This window comes from Buttiauxella sp. BIGb0552, assembly GCF_004366275.1.
Classification (GTDB): Bacteria; Pseudomonadota; Gammaproteobacteria; order Enterobacterales; family Enterobacteriaceae; genus Buttiauxella; species Buttiauxella gaviniae.
This window is the reverse complement of the sequence record NZ_SODY01000002.1, coordinates 133,307-146,217: the sequence shown is the minus strand read 5'-3', so window position 1 is coordinate 146,217 and position 12,911 is coordinate 133,307. Positions and strand designations below refer to the sequence as shown.

The 12,911-nt window shown below is 51.5% G+C and carries 16 protein-coding genes; 13 read left to right on the top strand and 3 right to left on the bottom strand.

Translation table 11 applies throughout. The features are described 5' to 3' along the window. The first annotated feature begins 9 nt into the window (after window positions 1-9). From EDF88_RS05465 to EDF88_RS05450, 4 genes are all read left to right on the top strand, one after another. Window positions 10-666 (top strand): YceH family protein, encoded by a 657-nt coding sequence (locus EDF88_RS05465; protein WP_134183464.1) that lies wholly within the window; start codon window positions 10-12, stop codon window positions 664-666. Between the two features lie 3 nt (window positions 667-669). After that, window positions 670-1,593 (top strand): Gfo/Idh/MocA family oxidoreductase, encoded by a 924-nt coding sequence (locus EDF88_RS05460; RefSeq protein WP_134183462.1) that lies wholly within the window; start codon window positions 670-672, stop codon window positions 1,591-1,593. A gap of 117 nt (window positions 1,594-1,710) precedes the next feature. After that, complete coding sequence (murJ, locus tag EDF88_RS05455; RefSeq protein WP_064517872.1) at window positions 1,711-3,246, top strand: murein biosynthesis integral membrane protein MurJ; 1,536 nt, start codon at window positions 1,711-1,713, stop codon at window positions 3,244-3,246. Between the two features lie 112 nt (window positions 3,247-3,358). Beyond that, entirely contained in the window at window positions 3,359-3,844 is a 486-nt protein-coding gene (locus EDF88_RS05450) for a cold shock domain-containing protein (RefSeq protein WP_064517874.1), read from the top strand. A 47-nt stretch (window positions 3,845-3,891) separates the two neighbouring features. On the opposite strand, the gene flgN is transcribed toward EDF88_RS05450, so the two are convergent. The 3 genes from flgN to flgA all read right to left on the bottom strand — a co-directional run bounded on the left by flgN (window position 3,892) and on the right by flgA (window position 5,516). Next, window positions 3,892-4,314, bottom strand: a complete 423-nt coding sequence (flgN, locus tag EDF88_RS05445) for a flagella biosynthesis chaperone FlgN (protein ID WP_064517876.1) — start codon at window positions 4,312-4,314, stop codon at window positions 3,892-3,894. A 102-nt stretch (window positions 4,315-4,416) separates the two neighbouring features. Next, a complete protein-coding gene (flgM, locus tag EDF88_RS05440; RefSeq protein WP_064517878.1) occupies window positions 4,417-4,737 on the bottom strand; it encodes a flagellar biosynthesis anti-sigma factor FlgM in 321 nt (106 codons plus the stop codon). 119 nt (window positions 4,738-4,856) lie between these two features. Then, on the bottom strand, window positions 4,857-5,516 hold the full coding sequence (gene flgA / locus EDF88_RS05435; protein ID WP_134183460.1) for a flagellar basal body P-ring formation chaperone FlgA: 660 nt from the start codon (window positions 5,514-5,516) through the stop codon (window positions 4,857-4,859). Between the two features lie 152 nt (window positions 5,517-5,668). Between flgA and flgB the strand changes: the two genes are divergently transcribed. The 9 genes from flgB (at window position 5,669) to flgJ (ending at window position 12,815) form a co-directional block, all read left to right on the top strand. Beyond that, window positions 5,669-6,085 (top strand): flagellar basal body rod protein FlgB, encoded by a 417-nt coding sequence (gene flgB / locus EDF88_RS05430; RefSeq protein ID WP_064517881.1) that lies wholly within the window; start codon window positions 5,669-5,671, stop codon window positions 6,083-6,085. 3 nt (window positions 6,086-6,088) lie between these two features. Next, on the top strand, window positions 6,089-6,493 hold the full coding sequence (gene flgC, locus EDF88_RS05425) for a flagellar basal body rod protein FlgC (RefSeq protein WP_034456187.1): 405 nt from the start codon (window positions 6,089-6,091) through the stop codon (window positions 6,491-6,493). A gap of 11 nt (window positions 6,494-6,504) precedes the next feature. Continuing rightward, window positions 6,505-7,182 carry a flagellar hook assembly protein FlgD gene (gene flgD, locus EDF88_RS05420; RefSeq protein WP_064517883.1) on the top strand — a complete coding sequence of 226 codons (678 nt, stop codon included), beginning with the start codon at window positions 6,505-6,507 and terminating at the stop codon, window positions 7,180-7,182. Between the two features lie 27 nt (window positions 7,183-7,209). Beyond that, window positions 7,210-8,418, top strand: coding sequence for a flagellar hook protein FlgE (gene flgE, locus EDF88_RS05415; protein WP_064517885.1), 1,209 nt, complete (start codon window positions 7,210-7,212; stop codon window positions 8,416-8,418). A 19-nt stretch (window positions 8,419-8,437) separates the two neighbouring features. Continuing rightward, a complete protein-coding gene (locus tag EDF88_RS05410) occupies window positions 8,438-9,193 on the top strand; it encodes a flagellar basal body rod protein FlgF (protein ID WP_064517887.1) in 756 nt (251 codons plus the stop codon). Between the two features lie 31 nt (window positions 9,194-9,224). Continuing rightward, entirely contained in the window at window positions 9,225-10,007 is a 783-nt protein-coding gene (gene flgG / locus EDF88_RS05405; protein WP_064517889.1) for a flagellar basal-body rod protein FlgG, read from the top strand. A 64-nt stretch (window positions 10,008-10,071) separates the two neighbouring features. Continuing rightward, the gene (gene flgH / locus EDF88_RS05400) at window positions 10,072-10,767 is read left to right on the top strand and encodes a flagellar basal body L-ring protein FlgH (protein ID WP_134184169.1); all 696 of its coding nucleotides are present in this window, start codon (window positions 10,072-10,074) and stop codon (window positions 10,765-10,767) included. A 12-nt stretch (window positions 10,768-10,779) separates the two neighbouring features. Continuing rightward, complete coding sequence (locus EDF88_RS05395; protein WP_064517891.1) at window positions 10,780-11,874, top strand: flagellar basal body P-ring protein FlgI; 1,095 nt, start codon at window positions 10,780-10,782, stop codon at window positions 11,872-11,874. Then, a complete protein-coding gene (gene flgJ, locus EDF88_RS05390; RefSeq protein WP_064517893.1) occupies window positions 11,874-12,815 on the top strand; it encodes a flagellar assembly peptidoglycan hydrolase FlgJ in 942 nt (313 codons plus the stop codon). Before EDF88_RS05395 ends, flgJ begins: the two co-directional genes overlap by 1 nt. Window positions 12,816-12,911 lie beyond the last annotated feature (96 nt).

Sequence of the window (12,911 nt, the reverse complement as noted above, 5' to 3'; positions counted from 1 at the left end):
GGACAATAAATGAAATATCAGTTAACTGCGGTTGAAGCACGAGTTGTAGGTAGCCTGATGGAAAAGCAGGTGACCACTCCCGAACAGTATCCGATGTCGGTCAACGGTGTGGTCACGGCATGTAACCAGAAGACCAACCGCGAACCGGTGATGGATCTGAAAGAGCATGATGTTCAGGAAACGTTGGATATTCTGGTCAAACGCCACTTTTTGCGCACCGTCAGTGGGTTTGGCAATCGGGTTACTAAATACGAGCAACGTTTCTGCAATTCTGAGTTTGGTGACCTTAAACTTTCTGCGGCAGAAGTCGCGGTGGTCACCGCCTTACTGCTACGTGGCGCCCAAACGCCAGGCGAATTGCGTACCCGCTCCGGAAGAATGTTTGAGTTCAGCGATATGGCGCAGGTTGAAGCGACTCTTGAACATCTCGCCAATCGTGAAGACGGTCCTTTTGTGGTGCGCTTACCGCGTGAACCAGGCAAACGCGAAAGCCGCTATATGCATCTTTTCAGCGGTGAGGTTGATGCGGCGCAGGTTGTATCATCAGCACCGGAAAGCAGCATTGCCCCTGCTGGTGATTTAACAGCGCGTGTCGAACAGCTCGAAAATGAAGTTGCTGATCTTAAGCAACGCCTGGATTCACTGCTCGCTCATCTCGGAGATTAATTAATGACTAAACTTCGCGTAGGCGTTGTCGGTTTAGGGGGTATTGCCCAAAAAGCATGGTTACCCGTTCTGGGAGCCTCCAGCGACTGGACACTTCAGGGCGCATTTTCCCCAACACAGGCGAAAGCTCAGAAAGTCTGCGACACCTGGCGTATCCCCTATATTCCTTCTATTGCTGAACTGGCGGCACAGTGTGACGCCGTGTTCGTTCACAGTGCGACCAGCAGTCATTACGCGGTAGTGAGCGAGTTATTGCAGGCAGGTGTCCATGTTTGTGTGGATAAGCCGCTGGCTGAAAACCTTGCCGATGCTGAACGTTTAGTGGAAATGGCGCAACGTCAAAAGCGTACGCTGATGGTTGGTTTTAACCGCCGTTTTTCACCGTTGTACCAGGGTCTGAAAGCGACACTGGCGAATGGTTTATCAGTACGGATGGATAAACATCGAGCAGACAGCGTTGGTCCAAATGACCTGCGTTTTACCTTGCTTGATGATTATCTGCATGTGGTTGATACCGCACTGTGGCTGTCTGGCGGTGAAGCGCAATTGCAAAGTGGGACTCTCTTGACCAACGACCAGGGGCAGATGCTTTTTGCTGAGCATCACTTTGCCCGAGGCAACCTTCAAATCACCACCAGTATGCATCGCCGGGCGGGTAGCCAACGTGAGTGGGTTCAGGCGGTCACAGAGGGTGGTTTGTACGACGTTACAGATATGCGCGAATGGCGTGAAGAGTGCGGCAATGGCGTGGTGAACCGTCCAATCCCGGGCTGGCAAACTACACTCGAACAACGCGGTTTCGCTGGATGTGCGCGTCATTTCCTTGATTGTCTGGCAAATCAGACAGTTCCTGAAACTTCCGGTGAGCAGGCGTTAATGGCCCAGCGGGTAGTAGAGAAACTGTGGCGCGATGCGATGAGCGAATAATGCGGTAACATCTGATAGTAGTAATTCGGCTGGGTATCGGTAGACTAAGCGCCTGATCGAAATGCCCTTAACAACGCCTGCCTTGCAGGCGTTGATGTTTGTGGAACCATATAATAAATGAATCTATTAAAATCGCTGGCCGCCGTCAGCTCGATGACGATGTTTTCTCGCGTGCTCGGATTTGCACGTGATGCCATTGTGGCAAGGGTTTTTGGGGCAGGGATGGCGACGGATGCCTTTTTTGTGGCATTCAAATTACCGAACCTTTTGCGCCGTATTTTCGCCGAAGGTGCATTTTCGCAAGCGTTTGTCCCGATTCTTGCTGAATACAAAAGTAAGCAGGGTGAAGATGCGACTCGCGTATTTGTCTCGTATGTTTCCGGGCTGCTGACGCTTGCACTGGCGGTTGTTACTGTTATCGGGATGATTGCGGCACCGTGGGTTATTCTGGTCACAGCACCTGGCTTTGCGGATACGGCCGATAAATTCGCTCTCACCTCCAGCCTGCTACGAATTACTTTCCCGTATATTTTCCTGATCTCTCTGGCCTCGCTGTGTGGGGCGATACTGAATACCTGGAACCGCTTCTCTGTTCCGGCGTTTGCTCCGACATTCTTAAACCTCAGCATGATTGGCTTTGCACTCTTTGCCGCACCGCACTTTAACCCGCCGATTCTGGCGTTGGCCTGGGCGGTAACCGTTGGCGGTGTGTTGCAGTTGGCGTATCAATTACCGCATCTGAAAAAGATTGGCATGCTGGTTTTACCGCGCGTGAACCTGAAAGATGCAGGTGCGATGCGTGTGATCAAACAGATGGGGCCTGCGATTCTTGGTGTATCCGTCAGTCAGATCTCATTAATCATCAACACCATTTTTGCTTCATTCCTCGCTTCCGGTTCAGTTTCCTGGATGTACTACGCCGACCGTCTGATGGAGTTCCCATCTGGGGTGCTGGGTGTGGCACTGGGTACCATTTTGCTGCCTTCACTGGCGAAGAGTTTTGCCAGCGGTAATCACGATGAATATTCACGCCTGATGGACTGGGGTTTACGTCTGTGTTTCTTGCTGGCGCTGCCAAGTGCGGTTGCATTGGGGATTCTGGCTAAGCCGCTCACTGTTTCACTGTTCCAGTACGGCAAGTTCACCGCTTTTGATGCCTCTATGACGCAACGTGCGCTGGTGGCTTATTCCGTCGGTTTGATGGGGCTGATCGTAGTGAAGGTGTTGGCACCCGGTTTTTATTCGCGCCAGGACATCAAAACCCCGGTTAAAATCGCCATCGTGACGCTGATTTTGACCCAGGTAATGAACCTTGCGTTTATTGGCCCGCTCAAGCACGCCGGGCTGTCGCTGTCGATTGGTCTGGGGGCATGTCTGAATGCCAGCCTGCTATACTGGCAACTGCGTAAACAGGATATTTTCCAACCTCAGCCGGGCTGGAGCGCATTCCTCTGGCGCCTGTTTGCTGGTGTCATTGTGATGTCAGCGGTATTGGTTGGCATGATGCACATTATGCCGGCCTGGGATCTGGGCACCATGCCGTATCGTATACTGCGCTTAATGGCCGTTGTCGTGGCCGGTATCGCAGCTTATTTCGCAACGCTTACGGTGTTGGGATTCAGAGTGAAGGATTTTGCCCGACGCACAATGTAGCGTGATGGCAATTTATCGTGCTGACACGTGCCAAAGGCATAGTCGGCACGCGCATTCTGCATTAAACTGCGCGCTGCAAAATTTGACTTATTGAACGATTAATTAGGCGGTAATAGCGATGCACGGGACAATCACAACCTGGTTTGAAGATAAAGGTTTCGGTTTTATCAAAGATGAAAACGGTGACAATCGTTATTTTCATGTGATTAAGGTCGCCAACCCTGAACTGATTAAGAAAGATGCTTCAGTCACTTTCGAGCCAACCACGAACAACAAAGGCCTGTCGGCATTTTCTGTGAAGGTTGAACCAGACAGCAAGTACATTTATATCGCAGGCGAGCGCATGAAAATCACCTCGATTAAATCCTTCCTGGTTTACAGCGAAGAAGTGCCTGCCGAAACCAAGATTGATAAAGAGAATGCGGTGCTGTCTGTGGGCGCATTGATGAATAGCATTCGTCCGAAGGTTGACCCGAAACAGGGGCAGATGCGTACCTTGAAAAAGCTGGCAGTGACCACTTTCCAGGGCACAACGTTAATCTTTTCTGAAGATGAAATTGATGTAGAAGCGACAATGAAGATTCTGAAGGGTCTTTAACGCGTTACTTGGGCGGTGCTTTGAAACCGCCCTTATTCTTTCTGGCACTAAATCGTTATTTTCTTCCCACCACGACTGACCGTGGTCGCCTGCCCATCAGCCCCATAAAGATTAGGTTCCTGATGCGGTTTGAGTACCGCCAGCGCTTGTTCATTACGCGCTAACTGATCCTCTAATAGCCAACCGTTATGCTGGTTGATATCACGTAAGTGCTGCGTTTTCTGCGTAATCGTCTGCCAACGCTGGGTAATATCCGTGCTGCTGGTATTTTCGGCTTTCTGTGCGTCACGGCGAAGCTGTTCGAGATAATCTAACGTCGCAAGTAGCGAGCTTTTATCTTCAGTAATGCGCTGCAACGCACTGCCATTCACATGGCCTGCGGATAGTTGTTGCTGCTCGGCGTCCATCACCTCTTTCAGAGAGTTGAGCACCACAGTCATTTGATCCATTACTTCTAACAGACGATTCATGCAATTATTTACTCTGGATATATACCCGTCATACTTCAAGCTGCTGGTGCGTTGACTGCACCCGTGCGCCCCAGTCACATAGTTATCTATGCTCCTGGGGACTTACGGCCTGGTCGCCTTCCCGCCACTTAAATTATTTTGGGTATCGCTGAGAGCTTCCTGGATTAATGCATCGGCGATTTTGCCGGTATCCATTTTAAGCTCGCCGTTACGGATCGCAGTTTTGAGTGCTTCAACGCGTTCCATATTAATATCACCGCTGCCTGGCTGTATTAACTTAGCCTGCGCGTCACTGAGTGTCACGTTGGTGCTGGTTGGCGTGGTACTTTTTTCCAGACGGCTCTTTTGAATCGGAGCTTCTGATGTTTCACGTGGTTGTACGGTACTTACCGGTTTCAAAGGAGACGTGCGATCAATGCTCATTATTCTATCCTCATCGAGGTGGCTCGCAGCATTTGAGCCTGCCAATATCTATCATCTGTTAACACACTATCGGCAGTCGCCGCAGAACCTTTATACCCTTCTTAATCGCCAGTTGAATATTACAAGTTAATCAGAATATTCCCATCAACATCTACTGTCCCGCTTACAATCTGACCAGAATCCATTCGTACACGCGCATTCTGCGCGACAGCCGCATTGTTGAGTGCTTTGCCTTCGCTATTCACACTAAAACCTTCACCTGCAGCAACAACTTGGACTCGTTGCCCGGCTTTCACTCGCCATGACTGGCGCACCATCGACAGCATAATTGGCTGATTGGGTGCGATGTCGCGCAGTGTTACAGCATCGTTTGCCTGGCGAATATCCAACATGGCACGCGGAGGAAGTTGATCCAGTCTCCCGCGTTTAAGTTGTACCTGGCTTTCATTAATGACACTGCCACGTGGTAGCGCCTGGGCTGCAACGACGTAATTTCCAATAGCCTGCACTTCTGCCTGAATAAAGCGTTTGGTATCACCACATCGAGCTAACACGCTCACGGTTCCCCACAGGCGACCATTACCCGGCATTGAAAAATCGGGAAGCGGGCAGGAGGGTAATTGTGCATCGGGTGTTTTCACTTTTACCGATACTTCATCGCTTATTCCCGCCAGACGCTGCTGAAAAAACTGGTTCAAAGGTGCATCCAGAATACTGGCGAATGCCGGTGGGCATGCCAGTAAAAGCGCAATCGTGCTCCAGGTTTTCAGACCGTTCATAACGTCTCTCCTTGTTCAGGTTGCAGTGATTTTAACCGCACACGGAATTGATCAAGGCGACAAATAGCGACGCATTTTGTGTCTATTCCAACGATAACGCACGCGTAAGGGGCTTTAAGCTGTCGGACAAATCCTAATTATGCGGAGGGAACATGCTAGACAAACTGGATGCCGCGCTGCGATTTCAGCAAGAAGCGATAAATTTGCGCGCCCAGCGTCAGGAAATTCTGGCAGGGAATATCGCTAATGCCGATACCCCAGGTTATCAGGCTCGCGATATAGATTTTGCCAGTGAAATGAAAAAAGTGATGGACAGAGGACGTGTTGAAGGTAGCGGCGTATCGCTTGCTCTTACCTCTTCGCGCCATATTCCGGCACAAACTCAAACTGTCCCACAGCTTGATCTCCTCTACCGCATTCCTGACCAGCCATCCATGGATGGCAACACCGTCGACATGGACCGCGAACGTACACAATTTGCCGATAACAGCCTGAAATACCAGTCAGACCTGACGGTTCTCGGCGGCCAAATCAAGGGCATGATGTCAGTGCTGCAACAGGGTGGCTAATAGATGGCTTTACTGAATATTTTTGATATTGCCGGTTCAGCGATGGCCGCGCAGTCCAAGCGTATGAACGTGGCGGCGAGTAACCTGGCTAACGCCGATAGCGTCACAGGTCCCGATGGTCAACCGTACCGTGCCAAGCAAGTTATTTTCCAGGTGGATGCAGCTCCTGGTGCTGAAACCGGTGGTGTGAAAGTGACTGGCGTTGAAGAGAGCCAGGCACCAGACAAGCTGGTATTTCAGCCAGGTAATCCGCTCGCTGACGCTAAAGGTTACGTGCGGATGCCAAACGTTGATGTGGTAGGTGAGATGGTCAACAGCATGTCTGCCTCCCGTAGCTACCAGGCAAATGTGGAAGTACTCAACACTGTGAAAAGCATGATGTTGAAAACCCTGACTCTTGGTCAGTAAAGGAGTGACTGATGGGCATAGCCGTTAATATGAACGACACCACGACCAGTGGTGTTAATACTTTATCGGGTAATAGCAGCATTACCGGGAATAATGCTGCCGATCTTCAGAGTAGTTTCCTGACGCTACTGGTTGCGCAGCTCAAAAACCAGGACCCGACCAACCCTCTGCAAAATAACGAACTGACTACGCAACTTGCGCAAATCAGCACCGTGAGCGGTATTGAAAAACTCAACACCACGCTCGGTTCAGTGTCAGGCCAGTTAAACAATAACCAGTCAGTTCAGGCAAGCGCCCTGATTGGTCATGGCGTGATGATCCCTGGTTCTAAAATTCTGGCAGGCAAAGAGGCGACCACGCCATTTGGTGTGGAGCTGCAACAAGCCGCCGATAAAGTTACCGCTACGATCACGGATAACACCGGCAAAGTGGTACGCACGCTCGATATTGGTGGCCTAAGCGCAGGCGTTCATACCTTTACCTGGGATGGCACGATGACGGACGGTTCGACGGCGCCAGACGGTGCTTATAACGTCGCTATCAATGCCACAAATGGTGGGACACAACTGGTTGCTCAGCCGCTCAATTTTGCGATGGTCAACGGTGTGACACTCAGTAATGGCAAGACCTTGCTCGACCTCGGTACTTACGGCACCTCCACTCTCGACGACATCAGGCAGATTATTTAAGCCTATAACCCTTTGCAGGAGTAAGACATGGCCTTTTCTCAAGCGGTCAGCGGCCTGAATGCCGCCGCCACCAACCTGGACGTGATTGGTAACAACATTGCCAACTCAGCCACCTATGGCTTTAAGTCCGGCAGCGTATCTTTCGCTGACATGTTTGCAGGTTCTAAAGTGGGTCTGGGCGTTAAAGTCGCAGGTATCACGCAGGACTTTGGCGACGGTACTACGACCAACACCGGGCGTGGCCTGGATGTGGCGATTAGCCAGAATGGTTTCTTCCGTATGGTGGACACTAACGGTTCGGTCTATTACAGCCGTAACGGCCAGTTCAAACTGGATCAAAACCGCAATCTGGTGAACATGCAGGGTATGCAACTGACGGGTTATCCGGCAACCGGTACACCGCCAACGATTCAGGAAGGGGCAAACCCGGTAGGGCTTTCAATTCCTAATACTTTGATGGCGGCGAAAATCACCACCACGGCCTCAATGCAGATTAACCTGAACTCTACCGATAAGGTGCCTGCCAAAACAACTTTTGATCCAGCAGATTCAGAGAGTTACAACAAAAAAGGCTCTATCACTGTCTATGACAGCCAGGGTAACTCCCATGATATGAACGTCTTCTTTGTGAAGTCTTCTACGGCAAATACCTGGGATGTTTATACCCAGGACAGCAGCGTTGCGGGGAGCCCGATTCAAAAAGGGACATCTCTGGAGTTCAGTAGTAGTGGTGTCTTAACCAACGGTACCGCTAGCGATTTTAAGACTGAGGCTATTAATGGTGCAACGCCTGCGACATTCAATCTCAGCTTCCTCAACTCCATGCAGCAAAACACCGGCTCCAACAATATCGTTGCCGCGAATCAGAATGGCTATAAGCCAGGCGATTTGGTGAGCTATCAGATCAATGAAGATGGCACCGTAGTCGGTAACTACTCCAACGAACAAAACCAATTGCTCGGGCAGATTGTGTTGTCCAACTTTGCGAACCCGGAAGGCCTGTCCTCTGAGGGTAACAACGTCTGGGCGGCGACTAATGCTTCAGGTGTTGCGCTGTTGGGTACGGCAGGCTCAGGTAACTTCGGTACGCTGACTAACGGTGCGCTGGAAGCCTCAAACGTCGATCTGAGTAAAGAACTGGTCAATATGATTGTTGCACAGCGCAACTACCAGTCTAACGCGCAGACCATCAAAACCCAGGACCAGATACTTAACACCCTGGTTAACCTGCGCTAAGCACTGACGGGAAAGCTTAATGGATCACGCAATTTATACCGCCATGGGCGCGGCCAGTCAGACGCTGAATCAACAAGCGGTGACGGCCAGCAACCTGGCGAATGCTTCAACCCCCGGCTTTCGTGCACAGCTAACGGCTTTGCGCGCAGTTCCGGTGGAAGGGCTTTCTTTGCCAACGCGTACGCTGGTGACCGCGTCAACGCCTGGCGCTGATATGTCTCAAGGTCAGCTTGATTACACCCAACGCCCGCTGGATGTTGCCCTGCAACAAGATGGCTGGCTGGCGGTACAAAGTGCTGATGGTACAGAAGCTTATACCCGTAACGGCAATATGCAGGTGAGTCCTGCCGGGCAACTGACCATCGGGGGGCAACCGGTGATGGGTGAGGGTGGCCCGATTGCCGTGCCTCAAGGCGCACAGCTAACTATCGCGGCTGATGGCACCATTTCTGCACTTAACGCGGGCGACCAGCCTAATACCGTGGCACCGATTGGCCGCCTGAAACTGGTGAAAGCGACAGGCCTGGAAGTGGTACGTGGTGACGATGGATTTTTCCGTTTGAGCCCAGCCGCACAGGCTACGCGTGGCGCGACCTTGCAAGCTGACGCCAGCATCTCTTTGATGCCAGGCGTGCTGGAAGGCAGCAACGTGAAACCCGTAGAAGCCATGGCTGACATGATTTCCAACGCCCGTCGTTTTGAAATGCAGATGAAGATTATTTCGAGCGTGGATGAAAACGAGCAACGGGCCAACCAATTGCTGTCGATGACTTGATAATCAGCCGCGAAACTAACAGGAATTCAAAATGATCAGTTCTTTATGGATCGCCAAAACCGGTCTTGATGCCCAGCAAACCAACATGGATGTGATTGCCAACAACCTGGCAAACGTCTCCACCAACGGTTTTAAGCGTCAGCGTGCTGTGTTTGAAGATCTTCTTTACCAGACTATTCGCCAGCCTGGTGCGCAATCTTCTGAGCAAACCACGTTGCCGTCAGGTTTGCAGATTGGTACGGGTGTGCGTCCGGTCGCCACTGAGCGTCTGCATAGCCAGGGTAACCTTTCTCAGACTAACAATAGTAAAGATGTGGCTATCAAAGGTCAGGGTTTCTTCCAGGTGCAACTGCCGGATGGTACCAGTGCCTACACGCGCGATGGTTCATTCCAGGTTGATCAAAACGGCCAATTGGTGACGGCGGGTGGTTTCCAGGTTCAGCCTGCTATCACCATTCCTGCTAACGCCCTGACGATTACTGTTGGACGTGACGGCATCGTGAGTGTGACTCAGCAGGGTCAGGCGCAACCCGTGCAGGTAGGCCAGCTTAACTTGACCACTTTTATGAATGACACGGGTCTGGAAAGCCTGGGCGAGAACTTGTATGCCGAAACCCAGTCCTCCGGTACGCCAAACGAAAGCACCCCAGGGCTTAACGGCGCGGGGCTTTTGTACCAGGGGTACGTTGAGACCTCTAACGTGAACGTGGCTGAAGAACTGGTGAATATGATCCAGGTTCAGCGCGCTTATGAAATCAACAGTAAAGCCGTTTCTACCACCGATCAGATGCTGCAAAAACTGACGCAACTGTAAGGCGTTTGCCGGTGTGCAGTTTCGCACCGGCTGTCTTTATCTGAATGACCTGAAGATGAAAGCAATGCAAAACCCAATAGTTCTCCGTCCTATCGTGATGTGTCTGGTGCTCGCCTCAACGGGCTGCGCGCTGATACCAACTAAACCGCTGGTGGAAGGGGCGACAACGGCCCAGCCAGTGCCAGGCCCTGCGCCTATCGTCAATGGTTCAATTTTCCAGACGGCGCAACCGGTGAACTATGGGTATCAGCCTTTGTTCGAAGACCGCCGTCCAAGGAATGTCGGCGATACCTTGACTATTCAGCTCCAGGAAAATGTCAGTGCCAGTAAAAGCTCGTCGGCTAATGCCAGCCGTGATGGCAAAACAAACTTTGGCTTTGACGTAACGCCTCGTTATCTCGAGGGGCTATTCGGCAACGACCGCGCGTCAGTGGATGCCTCTGGCGGCAACAGTTTCAACGGTAAGGGTGGGGCAAACGCCAGTAATACCTTTAGCGGAACCTTAACCGTGACGGTGGATCAGGTGCTGGCAAACGGCAACCTGCACGTCGTGGGTGAAAAACAGATAGCCATTAACCAGGGCACCGAATTTATTCGTTTCTCCGGCGTGGTGAATCCTCGCACTATTAGCGGCTCCAATACCGTGCCGTCTACGCAAGTGGCGGATGCACGCATCGAATATGTCGGTAATGGCTATATCAACGAAGCGCAAAATATGGGTTGGTTACAACGCTTCTTCCTTAATTTATCGCCGATGTAAGCGAGGAAACTCATGACCAAATATTTATTCGGATTACTGATGCTGGTGGCAACCTTTGCGCAAGCTGACCGTATCCGCGACCTGACAACGGTTCAGGGCGTGCGTGAAAACTCCCTGATTGGTTACGGTCTGGTGGTCGGGCTCGATGGCACAGGCGACCAAACCACACAAACACCTTTCACTACCCAGACACTCAACAACATGCTTTCGCAGTTGGGGATCACTGTTCCTGCAGGGACCAACATGCAGCTTAAAAACGTCGCTGCGGTCATGGTGACGGCAAAATACCCGGCATTCGCACGCTCCGGGCAGAATATTGATGTAGTGGTTTCATCCATGGGTAACGCTAAAAGCCTGCGTGGCGGCACTTTGCTGATGACGCCGATGAAAGGTGTTGATAACCAGGTTTATGCGCTCGCGCAGGGTAACATTCTGGTTGGCGGCGCCGGGGCTTCGGCGGGCGGTAGCAGCGTTCAGGTTAACCAGCTTAACGGCGGTCGTATTACTAACGGTGCGGTTATCGAACGTGAATTACCGGGCACTTTTGGCACCGGGAATATGATTAGCCTGCAACTCAACAACGATGATTTCACTCTTGCGCAGCAGATAACGGACACCATCAACCGCTCACGTGGTTTTGGCAGTGCTTCAGCTTTAGATGCGCGCACTATTCAGATCCGTGTACCAAGCGGTAACAGTTCGCAAGTTCGTTTGTTGGCTGATATTCAGAACCTTGAAGTCAACATGCCTGCGCAGGACGCGAAAGTGATTATCAACTCACGTACCGGCTCGGTGGTAATGAACCAGGAAGTGACACTGGACACTTGTGCAGTGGCGCAGGGTAACTTGTCTGTGACGGTTAACCGCTCAGCGCAGGTAAGCCAGCCGGATACACCTTTTGGTGGCGGTCAAACAGTGGTCACGCCGCAAACCCAAATCGATTTGCGTCAGAACGGCGGTGCGCTGCAACGGGTTAACGCCAGCGCCAATCTAAATAATGTGGTTCGTGCACTGAATACGCTGGGCGCTTCACCAATGGAGTTGATGTCGATTCTGCAATCGATGCAAACCGCCGGATGTCTGCGTGCCAAAGTGGAAATCATCTGATGCTTAACGATACCCAGTCACTGGCGAATGCTGCATGGGATGCTAACTCTCTTAACGAGCTAAAAGCGAAAACCGGGCAAGATCCAAAGGGCAACATGAAATCGGTTGCCCGCCAGGTGGAGGGGATGTTCGTGCAAATGATGCTGAAAAGCATGCGTGAGGCGCTGCCAAAAGATGGCTTGTTTAGCAGCGAGCAGACACGCATGTACACCAGCATCTATGACCAGCAAATTGCGCAGCAGCTAAGCTCCAAAGGGCTTGGTCTGGCCGATATGATGGTGGAGCAAATGGGCGGCAATGCCGACCCATCGGAAGATGCTGGCAAAGTGCCGATGAAGTTTGATCTACAAACTGTGACCAGTTTCCAGAACCAGGCGTTAACGCAAATGGTGCGCCAGGCCATACCGAAAGCGCCTTCTAACGAAGAGCCGCTAACCGGGGATAGCAAAGACTTCCTGGCTCAGCTTTCGTTACCAGCAAGGCTTGCCAGTGAACAGAGCGGTATTCCTCATCACTTGATTCTGGCGCAAGCTGCGCTGGAGTCAGGATGGGGCCAGCGGCAAATCCTCACTGAAAAAGGTGAACCAAGTTTTAACTTGTTTGGCGTGAAGGCGTCAGGAAGTTGGAAAGGCCCGACGACGGAAATCACCACTACGGAGTATGAAAATGGTGAAGCCAAAAAGGTAAAAGCTAAGTTCCGCGTGTATAGCTCTTACCTCGAAGCACTTTCTGATTACGTAGGCTTGCTGACGCGTAACCCGCGATACGCTGCAGTCACTAATGCCAATACCGCAGAACAGGGTGCACAGGCATTGCAAAATGCCGGTTACGCAACCGATCCGAACTATGCCCGCAAGCTGACGGGTATGATTCAGCAGATGAAGGCGATGGGTGAGAAAGTGGCGAAAGCTTATAGCAATGACTTATCCAATTTATTCTGAAGCTCATCATACTTCGAGCCGCAGGTGCGTTGGCTGCACTCACAAACCCCAGTCACTTACTTTATGTAAGCTCCTGGGGATTTGCTCCCTTGCCGC

Excerpts from the sequence above, each read along its gene's own strand:
- EDF88_RS05465 (WP_134183464.1), top strand. The coding sequence starts at position 10 with ATGAAATATCAGTTAACTGCGGTTGAAGCACGAGTTGTAGGTAGCCTG.
- EDF88_RS05460 (WP_134183462.1), top strand. The coding sequence starts at position 670 with ATGACTAAACTTCGCGTAGGCGTTGTCGGTTTAGGGGGTATTGCCCAA.
- murJ (WP_064517872.1), top strand. The coding sequence starts at position 1,711 with ATGAATCTATTAAAATCGCTGGCCGCCGTCAGCTCGATGACGATGTTT.
- flgN (WP_064517876.1), bottom strand. The coding sequence starts at position 4,314 with ATGAATCGTCTGTTAGAAGTAATGGATCAAATGACTGTGGTGCTCAAC.
- flgM (WP_064517878.1), bottom strand. The coding sequence starts at position 4,737 with ATGAGCATTGATCGCACGTCTCCTTTGAAACCGGTAAGTACCGTACAA.
- flgA (WP_134183460.1), bottom strand. The coding sequence starts at position 5,516 with ATGAACGGTCTGAAAACCTGGAGCACGATTGCGCTTTTACTGGCATGC.
- flgB (WP_064517881.1), top strand. The coding sequence starts at position 5,669 with ATGCTAGACAAACTGGATGCCGCGCTGCGATTTCAGCAAGAAGCGATA.
- flgC (WP_034456187.1), top strand. The coding sequence starts at position 6,089 with ATGGCTTTACTGAATATTTTTGATATTGCCGGTTCAGCGATGGCCGCG.
- flgD (WP_064517883.1), top strand. The coding sequence starts at position 6,505 with ATGGGCATAGCCGTTAATATGAACGACACCACGACCAGTGGTGTTAAT.
- flgE (WP_064517885.1), top strand. The coding sequence starts at position 7,210 with ATGGCCTTTTCTCAAGCGGTCAGCGGCCTGAATGCCGCCGCCACCAAC.
- EDF88_RS05410 (WP_064517887.1), top strand. The coding sequence starts at position 8,438 with ATGGATCACGCAATTTATACCGCCATGGGCGCGGCCAGTCAGACGCTG.
- flgG (WP_064517889.1), top strand. The coding sequence starts at position 9,225 with ATGATCAGTTCTTTATGGATCGCCAAAACCGGTCTTGATGCCCAGCAA.
- flgH (WP_134184169.1), top strand. The coding sequence starts at position 10,072 with ATGCAAAACCCAATAGTTCTCCGTCCTATCGTGATGTGTCTGGTGCTC.
- EDF88_RS05395 (WP_064517891.1), top strand. The coding sequence starts at position 10,780 with ATGACCAAATATTTATTCGGATTACTGATGCTGGTGGCAACCTTTGCG.
- flgJ (WP_064517893.1), top strand. The coding sequence starts at position 11,874 with ATGCTTAACGATACCCAGTCACTGGCGAATGCTGCATGGGATGCTAAC.